The organism is Rhizobium sp. ERR 1071, from assembly GCF_007828675.1.
GTDB classification, from domain to species: domain Bacteria; phylum Pseudomonadota; class Alphaproteobacteria; order Rhizobiales; family Rhizobiaceae; genus Rhizobium; species Rhizobium dioscoreae.
On sequence record NZ_VITM01000010.1, the window covers coordinates 111756 to 124974 of the forward strand.

At 60.0% G+C, this 13219-nt stretch carries 10 protein-coding genes; 8 read left to right on the forward strand and 2 right to left on the reverse strand.

Going from position 1 to position 13219, the window contains the following annotated elements; all coding sequences use genetic code 11:
- Positions 1-222: 222 nt before the first annotated feature.
- Entirely contained in the window at positions 223-966 is a 744-nt protein-coding gene (locus FBZ99_RS26415; protein WP_113388676.1) for a YoaK family protein, read from the forward strand.
- Between the two features lie 158 nt (positions 967-1124).
- Positions 1125-2261 carry an ROK family transcriptional regulator gene (locus tag FBZ99_RS26420; RefSeq protein WP_145635745.1) on the forward strand — a complete coding sequence of 379 codons (1137 nt, stop codon included), beginning with the start codon at positions 1125-1127 and terminating at the stop codon, positions 2259-2261.
- A 15-nt stretch (positions 2262-2276) separates the two neighbouring features.
- Here FBZ99_RS26420 and FBZ99_RS26425 read toward each other — a convergent pair whose 3' ends face one another.
- Positions 2277-3323 (reverse strand): Gfo/Idh/MocA family protein, encoded by a 1047-nt coding sequence (locus FBZ99_RS26425; protein ID WP_069614400.1) that lies wholly within the window; start codon positions 3321-3323, stop codon positions 2277-2279.
- A gap of 275 nt (positions 3324-3598) precedes the next feature.
- Here FBZ99_RS26425 and FBZ99_RS26430 point away from each other — a divergent pair, with 275 nt between their 5' ends.
- The 6 genes from FBZ99_RS26430 to FBZ99_RS26455 all read left to right on the forward strand — a co-directional run bounded on the left by FBZ99_RS26430 (position 3599) and on the right by FBZ99_RS26455 (position 9981).
- On the forward strand, positions 3599-4897 hold the full coding sequence (locus FBZ99_RS26430) for an extracellular solute-binding protein (protein WP_113331620.1): 1299 nt from the start codon (positions 3599-3601) through the stop codon (positions 4895-4897).
- Between the two features lie 67 nt (positions 4898-4964).
- Complete coding sequence (locus FBZ99_RS26435; protein WP_145635747.1) at positions 4965-5894, forward strand: carbohydrate ABC transporter permease; 930 nt, start codon at positions 4965-4967, stop codon at positions 5892-5894.
- Entirely contained in the window at positions 5891-6733 is an 843-nt protein-coding gene (locus FBZ99_RS26440) for a carbohydrate ABC transporter permease (RefSeq protein ID WP_092716672.1), read from the forward strand. Before FBZ99_RS26435 ends, FBZ99_RS26440 begins: the two co-directional genes overlap by 4 nt.
- Before the next feature lie 40 nt (positions 6734-6773).
- Positions 6774-8012 carry an ROK family transcriptional regulator gene (locus FBZ99_RS26445; protein WP_113352975.1) on the forward strand — a complete coding sequence of 413 codons (1239 nt, stop codon included), beginning with the start codon at positions 6774-6776 and terminating at the stop codon, positions 8010-8012.
- Positions 8013-8043: 31 nt separating this feature from the next.
- Positions 8044-8898 (forward strand): sugar phosphate isomerase/epimerase family protein, encoded by an 855-nt coding sequence (locus FBZ99_RS26450; RefSeq protein WP_113388554.1) that lies wholly within the window; start codon positions 8044-8046, stop codon positions 8896-8898.
- A gap of 21 nt (positions 8899-8919) precedes the next feature.
- Positions 8920-9981: an ABC transporter ATP-binding protein gene (locus FBZ99_RS26455; RefSeq protein WP_145635749.1), complete on the forward strand. Its 1062-nt coding sequence runs from the start codon at positions 8920-8922 to the stop codon at positions 9979-9981.
- Positions 9982-10059: 78 nt separating this feature from the next.
- Here FBZ99_RS26455 and FBZ99_RS26460 read toward each other — a convergent pair whose 3' ends face one another.
- The gene (locus FBZ99_RS26460; protein WP_145635751.1) at positions 10060-13215 is read right to left on the reverse strand and encodes an efflux RND transporter permease subunit; all 3156 of its coding nucleotides are present in this window, start codon (positions 13213-13215) and stop codon (positions 10060-10062) included.
- Between the last annotated feature and the right edge of the window lie 4 nt (positions 13216-13219).

The following is a 13219-nucleotide window of genomic DNA, read 5'->3' on the forward strand; positions in this document are numbered from 1 at the left end:
GCCAAAAGCCCGCTTGTGAGAGCGCTGCGTCGAGTAGTAGGGTAAATCGTCATCGTTTCGGATATGTTGGCCCGCGTGGAATCGTCATACCCGATCCCGCAATACCCGGAGGCAAGGAGGCATGATGGTTCCCAGTCCGGTTTGGAAAGATGTCGGCCTGAAATCCAGAAAGGAGCAAAGACTTTCGATGCCTTCAATCCGCAACCGCCAACAGTGGCTTCCATGCTTGTAAGACAAGGCACCCATCGCAACGAGAAAATTGACCGCCATCTGGCTGCGTCCCTTGCGGCAATTGCGGGCGCATTGAATGCGTCCGCCTTCTACGCTGTCGGCTTCTTCTCAGCCAACATGACGGGAAATGTATCGACCCTGTCCGATCATCTTGCCGTGGGACAGTGGCTGTCGAGCCTGCTTTACGGCGGGATTGTCATCGCCTTCATCCTCGGGGCCGCGACTTCGACGCTGATTGTCAACGCGGGACAGCGGCGCAACGTACATGCGATCTATGCTTATAGTATTTTGACCGAGGCCATCTTGCTTGCCGCGCTCGGCTGCGCGGATCTATGGCTTCTCGCTGCTTGGCGCACGCCGGTTCTCGTTCTCGGGCTTGCATTCCTGATGGGGCTCCAGAACGCGGTCGTCACCCGCATCTCGGACGCCAGGGTTCGCACCACGCATGTTTCCGGCATGGCCACGGATCTGGGCATAGAGCTAGCCATTGCCCTGGACGCCTTGCGAGGACGTGAGCAGGCTCCGGAGGCGCGGCGCAATCTGAGCAAACTACAATTGCATCTTTACACGATCGTCTCGTTTCTTCTCGGCGGCGTCCTGGGAGTGTTCGCCTACCGAGCCATCGGTGGCCACCTTCTCCTATTGGCTGCGGTTTTGTTGACGCTAATCGCAGTGGATGCGATTTTACGCGCACGAAAAATAGCGGCCGCCGGGGTCGAACCACGAACCTCATGACTCTTTTTAGGGATGCTTGCATTCCGAAAGTCACTTGAAACAAGGGCGGTTGCGGCCCTAATAAAATCAAGAATTTGTACGGACCGGTTGGAAAATAGTCAGGGGCATTGTCATTTGTCCGCGATATACCAGCGGCAAGGTACGCAAGGAAATCGGTCATGCGGTATCTTCGATCCGGGCCACGGTGGCGCCAGCCGGAGGAGACGGACGTTACGCGGGGCAAGACACTCGGTCTGCGGTCGGGAGAAATCGCCGACAGAAATATTCGCGTCATCCTGGAGGCGATCCGCCGCCACGGCCCTTTGACCCGCATGGAGCTCGGAAAACATTCCGGACTGACCGGGCCGGGAATCACCAACATTCTGCGCCGGCTTGGCGATGAAGGGTTGGTGACATCGCATCGGCGCAATGGCGCGGGCGGTGGGGCGACCTCCACCGAATTTGCCCTGCGGCCAGAAGGAGCCTTCTCGATCGGCGTTCGTGCCCGTCAAAATCGAGGCGAAGCGGTTCTCGTCGATCTGAGCGGCCAGGTTCACGACCGCGTTTATTTTCCCCTCGCCCGGGCAACGAGGGTCGCATCGATCCTTTCGGCGATCGAGGACATGATCGGCCATCATGCCGACTTGCCGATCATCGGCCTGGGTATCGGCTCGAATGACTGGAGCCCGGAAGAAAGCGAGCAGCTGGATGCCGCATTGAAATTTCCGCGCAGCCATGTCGAGAACGAATGCACGGCAAGCCTGCTCGCCGAGCGCACGATCGGCACACCGGCACCGAAAGGCGGGCTCGCGATGATCATCATCGATGAGGATGTCCAGGCCGGGTTCCTCGTTCGTGGCGTTCCCTATTCGGGCGTTCATGGGCGCGCGGGCAATATCGGCGACATGCGCACCGGCCCCGACAATATCCGCCTGAATACGGTCGTGGGCTTCGATGCGCTGCACGGATTGTTGGGCGAGGACGAATTCCGGCGCCTTCTGGCGGGCGAGGAGCCATATTCCCCACTGATAACGCAGTGGATACGCGAGGCGGCAAGCCATCTGCTCGACCCGATCATCGCGATTGCCGGCTTCATCGCGCCGAGCGTGATCATGATCGGCGGCGACCTGCCGCGCGACGTTATCGAGGCACTGATCCATCAGCTTTCCGTCGAGCGCCGCGACACGTCGAAACGGCCATTCCTGACGCCCTGGATTTCGCCGATGAAGCCGGCAAGTTTCAGCGGTGGCGGCGTGGCGCTGGGGGCGGCACTCCTGCCTTTCCTCAACACTCTTCTGCCGCCGGTCTCCGGCTGAATCTCGCTTCTGGATTCAGGCAAGCGCCTCGTCTTTATGGCTGATGTCCGAGGCAAGTGCCTTGTCCAGGACCTTCTGTATGTTTGCCGCGCGGCGGAAGGAGGGTTCCTGGGTCTTACCCATTCTGACGGCCTGAACGAAGCGCTGGTAGTTCGTCTCAACGTCATCAAAGTGGATATCACGCCAGGTCGCCGTGTGAACGTCTTCGCCGAGACAGGCGCGGAGCGTCGATTTTCCTGTGTCGTAGATCATCTCGATCGAACCGGTCTCGCCGTAAACTCTCAAGCGCAGTTGGTCCATCTGCCCGGCGGCGGTGCGCGTCGCCTGAATCGTGCCGATCGCTCCGGTCGTGAAGTCGACATTCATCGTGAAGCTGTCATTCGCATCGAGATCATATTCGCCGATCTTGTCGCCCGGCGCCTTGCTGAAGGTCTTCAGCCGCGCGAAAACATGAGCGACGTCAAGTCCGGACCCATAGGACGCGAAGTCGACGATATGGATGCCGATGTCGCCGAGCGCGCCGTTCGAGCCATGCTTCCTGCTGAGGCGCCACAGCCACTTGCTCTCCGATTTCCAATCTCCCCAATGCCGGCCAACGAGCCAACTCTGCAGATGAGAGGCTTCGACATGCCTCACCTCGCCGATCTCGCCGGCGAGCACCATCTGCCGGCCCTTCTGCAAGGCAGGCGAATTGCGATAGGTGAAATTCACCATGCCCACCTTGCCGGCTTTCTCGATAGCCTCGGTCATTTCCATCGCCTTGGTCGCGTCTGTCGCAAGAGGCTTTTCGCAGAAGACATGCTTGCCGGCAGCAATCGCCTGCAGCGTCGTCGGGTGGTGAACAGCGTCAGGCGTTACGTTGGCGACGGCATCGAACTCGCCCCAGGCGAGCGCTTCCTCAAGCGAGCCGAAACGATTGGGGATGGCGTGTTCCGAGCAAAAGGCAGCCAGCCGCTCGGGAACGACGTCAACGCCGCCCACGACGCTGACGCCTTCGATCTCCTTGAAACTTGCCGCATGTTTGTTGGCCATTCCGCCAGTGCCGAGAATGAGTAGGCGCATCTGATCCTCCATAGATGTCAGGTTTGGCTATTTTCATAGCCGGGGAAAAACCTCACTGCCCACCGCGGATATCCGCGATGGCTCGACTGTTTCGAGATCGGGAAATGCGGCCTGAGGCCGCTAGCTGCTGTCGAATGTCACCAGCATCTCAATCCTCCCGAGCTGCGACTTGACATCAAACCAAAGTAACTTAATCTAATTAATGCAGCATGGAAATGAGGAGCGGTCAACTGGCCACCATGTTGTATCCGTTCAAAATGGGGAGGAGACCCATCATGAAGAGAGCGTTCGTCAGCGCGCTAGCGCTGAGCACGATGTTGTTTTCAGTGCCTGCCGCATTTGCCCAAGAACTGGCGACAAAGGACAGGATAGGCCTTGCCGACGCGCCGAAAACACTCACTGTCCGGCTCACGAACGATAGTCCGAACAATGCCGATCCGGCGATCGCCGAGGGCTATCGGAAACTCTTCATCGACTTCATCAAGAAGCATCCCGACTGGAAGCTGCAGATGCAGTTCATGTCAGCCGATATCGGCACGGAGCAGGCAAAAATGCTCGAACAGGCAAAGGCTGGCAATGCTCCGGATTGCGCCGCCGTCGATTCCTTCGTCCTCTCGCAATTCATGGTCAACCATGTGCTCGCCGACTTCACCCCCTATTTCTCGAAGGACGAAGTCGCGGATCTCTTCCCCTTCATCCGCAACGGCATCACCGACAAGGATCAGACGATCCGTGCCTGGTGGTGGGATACCGACCTTCGCGTCCTCTACCGCAACAAGTCCATTGTCCCCGATGCACCACAGACCTGGGACGACCTGAAGAAGGCCGGTATCGCCTCCGTCAAGGAAGGCATGGAGGGCATCCTCTTCAACGCCGCCCGCTATGAGGGTTCGACCTTCGACTGGCTCGCCAATTACTGGGCGCTCGGCGGCAAGCTCGTCGACGATACCGGCAAGCCGGTTTTCGGTGAGGGTGAAAACAAGGAGAAGTTCCTCAAGGCGCTGACCTATTACAAGGATCTCGTCGATTCCGGTGCCGCGCCCAAACGGGTGACGACGATCGGCAACTATGATGATCTGAACGCGGCCGCGGCTGCCGGAACGACCGCGCTTTTCATCGGCGGCAATTGGCAGCTCGCCCAGTTGAAGGCAACGCTGGATCCGGACGAATTCGCCAACTGGACCTTCTCTCCGATCCCCGGCCCGACGGCAGATAAGCGCTCGACCGGCACGGGCGGCTGGACGATCGCCTCCTTCAGCAAGGATAAAGACAAGGTCGAGATGTGCGCCAACCTCGCGCGCGACATCTATATGGGGCCGGGCAACGCGCTTCAGCAGCAATTGCCGACGCGCAAATCGCTCTTCGACAAATATGAGGTTTTCGCGACCGAAGCCAACAAGACCTTCGCCGACGCGCTCGCCAACGGCCAGGCCCGTCCGGGCGCGCCGATCTATCCGGAGATCTCCAACCAGATCCAGATCATGATGGGCGACGTCCTGTCGGGAACCAAGCAGCCGGAAGAAGCCCTTAACGCGGCATTCAAGGCGACGATGGAGGCTTACAAGCGTCTCTAACGATTGTGATCGCGGCAACGCCCGCGCGGGCGTTGCCGACAGTGTCAAACCCGGACAGAGAAGCCCAATGACCCCAATCGCCATCGAGGCTGCCAGCCGGCCGCACAGCAGATCGTTCATGCGCCGTTTCGCCGGGGCGCCGCTACCCTGGATCATGCCCGTGATCATCGTCATCGGCATCTTCTATCTCTATCCGGTCATCGACGTGTTCCGTCTGTCCTTCACCAATGCGACGCTGATCGGCGACAATCAGGATTATACGCTCGCTTCTATCGCGAACATGCTGAGTTCGCCGCAGCTGCCCGACATTCTCTGGGCGACCCTCGTCTTCGTCGGCGGCAGCGTCATCGGCCAGCAGATCCTCGGCCTTGCCGTCGCCGTCGTTGTCGTTCGCGGCGAAAAGCGCGGTCTGTTCGGCACGACGATACTCAGAACCACGGCGCTCATCGCCTGGGTCGTGCCCGGCATCGCCGGCGGCATCATCTGGCAGATGCTATTTTCGGAAGCACCCTACGGCGCGCTGAACAGCATCTTACGGCTCATGCACCTGCCGACGGTCGCCTGGCTTTCCGATCCCGCCATCGCGCCCTGGTCAGCCCTGATCTCGAACATCTGGCGCGGAACGGCCTTCTCGATGGTCGTCATGTATGCCGCGTTGAAGGCAATCGATCCCTCGCTCTACGAAGCGGCGGAAGTGGATGGCGCGACGGGCCCGCAGCAGTTCTTCTTCATCACCATCCCGCAGCTGCGCGCGGCCATCCTCGTCAACATGATCCTTATTACCATCATGACGCTGAACACTTTCGACGCGATCATCACGCTGACGGGCGGCGGCCCTGGCCGCGCCACCGAAGTCATATCGCTCTATGTCTTCAATATCGTCTTCCGCAATTATGACCTGTCCGGGGGCAGCGTGCTTTCCGTGCTGATGCTCATCATCAGCCTCGGGCTAGCCGTCATCTATGCATCGTTCCTGCCGAAGGAGGATGAACGATGAGCAGGCGCACCGGCACGCGCTTCGGCGATTTTCTGAGCTATCTCTTCATGCTGGCGATGTTCGTCTTCTTCGCCGGCCCCCTCACCTACCTGCTGTCGATGGCGCTGCGCGACAAACGCGAAATCTATCGCGGCGTGGCGCGCTATATCCCGCACAACCCAACGATCGACAATTTCATCACCGTGCTTAATAACAGCTACTTCCCGCTCTATCTCTGGAACGGCTTGAAGCTCGCGGCTCTGAGCGGCTTCGGCGTTCTGATCGTCGCCATGCCCGCGGCCTACGCCTTCTCGCGCTTCCAGTTCCGGGGCAAGGGCCTGTCGATGATGGGGCTTCTGCTCTTTCAGATGATCTCGCCGCTGGTCATCATGGTGCCGCTCTATCGCTATATGAACCGCCTTGGCCTGCTCGATACGCATTTCGCCGTGACGATGGTCTATATCGCGCTCGGCGTGCCGCTCGCGACATGGCTTCTGAAGAGCACGGTGGACGGCATTCCGCGCAGCCTCGACGAAGCCGCGATGATCGACGGATGCAACCGTTTCTCCGTGTTCTGGCGGATCGTGCTGCCGCTGTCGGCACCGGGCATCGCCTCCGTCTTCATCATCACAGTCATTGCCGGCTGGTCGCAATTTCTGGTGCCTTTTCTGCTGCTCACGCAAAACAATTTGATGCCGATCGGCGTCGGGATCTTTAATTTCCGTGGCATGCAAACCGACTCGTCCATCCAGCTGCTGGCGGCCGCCTGCCTCATCTCCGTCGTACCGGCGATCGTGGCATTCCTGTCGCTGCAACGGCTGATCCTTGGCTCCATGACCAGCGGCTCGGTGAAGGGGTGAGGCCGGTTTGCGCGTGCCAGACTGATAAGGAATCCCGAGGATGAACCAACCGACCGGTGTCAAACTGTCTCCCGACCTGACGGGAGCCAATGTCGAGGATGCGGGCGAGCACAATCGAGGCGTCGTTCTGCGTTGCATCCATCGGCAAGCGCCGATTTCGCGCGCCGAAATCGCCCGGCAGACCGGCTTCACCAAGCCGGCGATCGCCCGCATCGTCGATCGCCTGCTCGACGAAGGCCTGATCATAGAAGCCCGGCGGCGCCATGGTCTGAGGGGACAGCCGGCGATCGAGCTTGAGATCAACCCCGACGCCTTCTTCGCGATCGGCATCAACATCGATCGCGACCATTTGACGATCCTTGCCGTCGATGCCGTCGGCAACGTGCGCGCCCGCGTCCACCACGAAAAGCGCTACATCCTGCCGGGCGAATTCATGCAGCTGACCGCCGATGCGATCTCGCATTTCCAGCGCAGCCGCCTGATCGACGATGCCCATCTGGCGGGTATCGGACTCGCGATGCCGGACTGGCTCGGCGAGATCGACTTCCTGGGCAAGCCCGATAATTATGGGGAGTGGATGGAATTCGACGTGCGCGCCGCATTGGAGAACCTGACGCAGCATCCCGTCTTCATCGAGAATGAAACGAATGCGGGAGCGCTTGCGGAGCTGGACTACGGGCTTGGAGCGGAAAGCCGTAGCTTCTTCTATATCGCGATCAATGCGTGCCCCGGCGGCGGGCTCGTGCTCGACGGCGCCGGCCATCGCGGCGCCATGGGCCTGAGCGGCGAGATCGGCTGGCTGCCAATCGCCGATCCGCGCCACAGGGGAGGCCAGAAAGTCGAGCTTCTCGGCGAAATATTCTCGCTCTTCTTCCTCTACAAATTCTTGGGCGAACACGGCATCAAGGCAAGCGTGCCCTCGGACCTCCTCACGCTGGATGCCCGTGGCAGAAAATTGGCCTCCCAATGGCTGAAGGGGATGAGCGCGCATCTGGCCGTCGCGGTCAAGCACATCGGCATGATCGTCGATCCCGATGCCATCATCCTGGGCGGCCGCTTGCCCATCCGCATGATCGATGAACTGCTGCGCTATGTCCACGAGCACCTCGATATGGAGGATACGGCGCTGCCATCGATCCACCGTGCCTCGCTCGGAGAGGACGCCTGCGCGATCGGCGCCGCGGCAATGCCGATGGCGGCAGCCCTCATGCTCGCCTCGGCCGACGAGGTCCAGCGCACGCGTTCACCACTCAAATTCATGGACCGCCTGAACAATTGAATTGGCCCCCGCGGCCGCAGGGAGGATTTTGATGAGGATCGGTTTTTATACGTCGACATTCAACGACAGGCCCTTCGAGGAGGTGGTGGATTTCGCCGCCTCCGCCGGTTTCGATGCGATCGAGATCGATGTCCGCGGCCATATCAAGACGCCGGACAAGGTACGAGCGGCGGTCGCTCTTGCCCGCGACCGCAACCTCTTCGTCTCCTCGATCGCCTTTTTCGGCAATCAGCTCGATGCCGATCGCGGCAAACGCGGCGAACTTCGAACCATCACCGAGGAATTCGCCGACGCGATCGGCGAAGCGGACGTGCCGATCTTCATTATCTTTCCCGGTCGCGACGACAGCGCCGACGAGGATGCCAACTATGAAGATTTCGCCGACTTCGCCAACCGGCTGATCGCCAGGACGACGTCGAGCGGGTTGATCTTTGCGATCGAGAACTGGCCCGGCCCCAAGGACAATTTCATCGGCACCACGCCGAAAGGCTGGCAAGAGCTCTTCAAACGAATTCCCGACAAACGCTTCGGCCTTGAATTCGACCCTTCCCATCTCATCCGCATCGGCGTCGATCCCTATGTCGCCATGGATGCGGTCAAGGATCGCATCGCCATCCTTCATGCCAAGGATACCGCGATCGATGCGGCCGTTCAGCAGGCGGTCGGCTATCATGGCAAGGGGTGGTGGCAATACAAGTTGCCGGGCCATGGACTTCTCAACTGGCCGCGCTTCCTGCGTCAGGCGCGCGCCAATGGCTTTGACGGCACGCTTTCGATCGAGCACGAGGATGCGGCTTTCGGTTGGCCGGGCAAGGATCTTGCTCAACGCAAGGAAGGCGAGCGCCTCGGCCTTGCCTATCTCCGAAAGGTCTTGAACGGGCTTTGAAGCTATCCGGGAGGATGGAAAATGGCACATGTCAGAGTGAACAATGCGCGCAAGGATTATGGCGCGTTCAAAGCGATCAAGGGCGTATCGGTCGATATCCGCGACGGCGAGTTCGTCGTGCTCGTCGGCCCCTCGGGCTGCGGAAAATCCACGCTGCTCAGAATGATCGCCGGCCTGGAGGGGATCACCTCGGGCGATATCCAGATTGGCAAGCACATCGTCAACGACCTCGCGCCGAAGGATCGCGATATCGCGATGGTCTTCCAGAACTACGCGCTTTATCCGCATATGACGGTCGCGAAGAACTTGGGTTTCTCCTTGCGGCTGAAGCGAATGCCGAAGGCGGAAATCGATCAGCGCGTCGGCAATGCCGCGAAAATCCTCGGGCTTGAAAATCTTCTCGAACGGTATCCGAAGCAACTTTCCGGCGGCCAGAGGCAGCGCGTTGCCATGGGCCGCGCGATCGTGCGCGACCCCGCCGTCTTCCTCTTCGACGAGCCTCTATCGAATCTCGATGCGAAGCTTCGCGTTCAGATGCGATCCGAAATCAAGGAAATGCACCAGCGACTACAGACCACCACCATATACGTCACCCACGATCAGATCGAAGCGATGACCATGGCCGACAAGATCGTCGTCATGAAGGACGGCCTGATCGAGCAATCCGGATCGCCGCTTGAGCTTTATGACCGGCCGGTCAATCTCTTCGTCGCAGGCTTCATCGGTTCTCCCGCGATGAATTTCATCAAGGGCAGCATGACGAACACCGGTTTCCGCACCACCGACGGGCTTATCCTGCCGAGCGAACAATATCCGCCGACTGCCGTAACCTATGGCATTCGCCCCGAGGATATCAAGCTGGTGGCAGACGGTATCGAGGTGGAGACAATCGTCGTCGAACCGACGGGATCCGAAACGATGGTGATTGCCCGCCTCGGCACGCAGACAGTCACCTGCGTGTTCCGTGAGCGGATCAGGGCCGCGCCAGGCGATACCTTGCGCATCGCTCCGGCTCATAACGCCGTCCATCTCTTCGACGAAAATGGGCAGCGTATCGCCGATGGAGGTAGTCCGAGCCACTAATCGTGGCTCCGGGTCAATTGCCAACGGCCATCTTTTACGGCAGGCCCAGCTTTGACGCTGGGCCTGTATGCATGATGACTATGGCGTATCCGGCGTCGCCGTGGCAACGTTCGGCTCCTGCCCCTCCGCATCGGTCGATCTCTTGCCCTTGAAGACACGGCGGACGGAGACGAAGAGCAGCGGGATGAAGAAGATGCCGAGCACGGTCGCCGAGATCATACCGCCCATGACGCCGATACCGATCGAGTTCTGGCTGCCGGAACCGGCCCCGTTGGCAATCGCCAGCGGCAGCACGCCGAGGATGAAGGCGAATGAGGTCATCAGGATCGGTCGCAGACGTTGCCTTGCCGCCTCGAGCGTCGCATCGATCAGGTTCTTGCCCTTACTCTGCTGCTCGATGGCGAATTCGACGATCAGGATGGCGTTCTTTGCCGCCAGACCGATTGTTGTCAGCAGGCCCACCTTGAAGTAGACGTCGTTCGACTGCCCGAAGATGGTTGCGGCCAGCAGTGCGCCGAAGATGCCGATCGGGACCGACAGCATGACGGCGAACGGGATCGACCAGCTCTCGTAAAGGGCGGCGAGCGCCAGGAAGACGACCAGGATCGAAATCGCGTAGAGCTGGCTTGCCTGGTTACCCGAAAGCTTTTCCTGAGCGGACAGGCTGGTCCAATCGTGGCTGAACCCCGGCGGCAGGCTCGCCATGATCCTGTCGATCTCGTTCATGGCGTCGCCCGAGGAGACGCCAGGCGCCGCGGTACCCTGGATTTCGACGGCAGAAGCACCATTATAGCGCTCCAGGCGTGGCGAACCATAGGTCCAGATACCTGAGGCGAAGGCCGAGAACGGCACCATGTCGCCGCCGGAATTGCGCACATACCAGCGATCGAAATCCTCCGGCTGCATGCGGAACTTGCTGTCGGCCTGCACATAGACTCTCTTGACGCGGCCGCGGTCGATGAAGTCGTTGACGTAGGTGCCGCCCCAGGCCGTCGACAACGTCGCATTGATATCCGCCAGATTGACGTTCAAGGCGCGAGCCTTTTCCTGATCGATATGGATCGAATATTGCGGCGTATCGTCCAGTCCGTTCGGGCGCGTGCCGCTCAGCTTCGCGCTCCCCGACGCCGCACCCAAGAACTGGTTGCGGGCGGCGATCAATGCGGTGTGACCCGCGCCGTTGATATCCTTGATGTAGAAATCGAAGCCGCTGTTATTGCCGAAACCGGGGATTGCCGGCGGTGCCAGCGCGAAGACATTGCCGTCCTTGATCTTGGCAAAGGCGGCCATCGCGCGTCTGGCGATCGCCTGGGCGGAGGCTTGCGGCGTCCTGCGCTGATCGAAGTCCTTCAGATCCACGAAGGCGACGGCAACGTTCTGGCCCTGGCCGCTGAAATTGAAGCCAACGCTGCCAAAGACACCGTCGACATAGTCCTTCTCATTGTTGAGATAATAATTCATGACCTGATCGAGCACTTTACGGGTGCGTTCAGCGGTCGCACCGGGGGGCAGCTGAATGCTGGTCAGAAGACGTCCCTGATCCTCTTCCGGAAGGAAGGAGCTAGGGAGACGATTGAACAAATAACCGACACCGACGCCGATCAGCACGAAGATGACGAGGAACACGGCACCGCGGCGGATCATGCCATGAATGGTGCGCTGATAACCTCTCGTTCCCCGCTCGAAATTGCGGTTGAACCAGCCGAACAGGCCGCGCTCACGTGCCCCATGCGCCGGCTTCTTGAGAATGGTGGCGCAAAGAGCTGGCGTGAGGATAAGAGCGACGATGACGGAGAGCACCATCGCCGAGACGATCGTCACCGAGAACTGCCGGTAGATGACGCCGACCGAACCGGAGAAGAAGGCCATCGGGATGAACACGGCCGACAAGACCGTGGCGATGCCGATCAGCGCGCCGGTGATTTCCTGCATCGACTTGATCGTCGCCTCGCGTGGCGACAATCCCTCTTCCTCCATCACGCGCTCGACATTTTCGACGACGACGATGGCGTCGTCGACCAGAAGGCCGATCGCCAGCACCATGCCGAACATGGTCAATGTGTTGATGGAATAGCCGAACATCGCCAGCACGCCGAAGGTGCCGAGCAGGACGACAGGGACGGCGAGCGTCGGGATCAGCGTGGCGCGCAGGTTCTGCAGGAAGACGAACATGACGATGAAGACGAGCACGATGGCTTCGAACAGCGTCTTGACCACGTCCTCGATAGAAAGCTTCACGAAGGGCGTCGTATCGTAGGGATAGACGATCTCCACGTTCGGCGGCAACGTGCTGCGCAAACCATCGATCGTCGACTGGACCCTGGCCGCCGTATCGATCGCATTTGCATCCGTCGCCAGGCTGATGCCAAGGCCCGCGGCAGGCATGCCGTTATAGACACCCGACGTGACGTAGCTATCGGCGCCCAGCTTCACTGTAGCGACATCGTTGACGCGAACCATGGAACCATCAGGCAGGCTCTTGAGGATGATGTTCTCGAATTCCTCCGGCGTCTGGAAACGGCTGCCAGCCGTGACCGTCGCATTGAGCTGCTGGCCGCCAAGCTGCGGCAGACCACCCAGTTGACCGGACGAGACCTGTACGTTTTGCGCTTGAATGGCGGAGACGACGTCCGATGTCATCAGCTGGTATTTGACGAGCTTGTCCGGATCGACCCAGATGCGCATAGCATAGCGCGCACCGAAGAGCGTGGTGTCGCCAACGCCTGGAACCCGCTTCAAAGTATCGTTCAGGGTACTGTCGACATAGTCGGCTAGGTCGGTCGGCATAAGTTTGCGATCCGTCGACACAAACGCCGCAACGAGGAAGAAGCTGCTGGTCGATTTCGAAACGGTGATGCCGGTATTCTGGACGACTTGCGGCAATTGCGCGGTGACGAGCTGCAGCTTGTTCTGCACCTGCATCTGCGCGACGTCGGGATTGGCCTTGTTGGTGAAAGTCAATGAGATCGAGGCTTGGCCCGTCGCCGTCGAGGTCGACGCCATGTAATCGAGATTGTCGATACCGGTCATGCCCTGCTCGATGACCTTGGTCACCGAGTTTTCGACGGTTGCGGCGTCGGCGCCGGAATAGGTGGCGGTGATGCGCACCGTCGTCGGCGCGATCTGCGGATATTGCGCGACCGACAGTGTGAGGATCGAAAGTGCGCCCGCCAGCATGATGACGATGGCGATCACCCAGGCAAAGACGGGCCGGTCAATGAAGAAGCGAGACATGTTT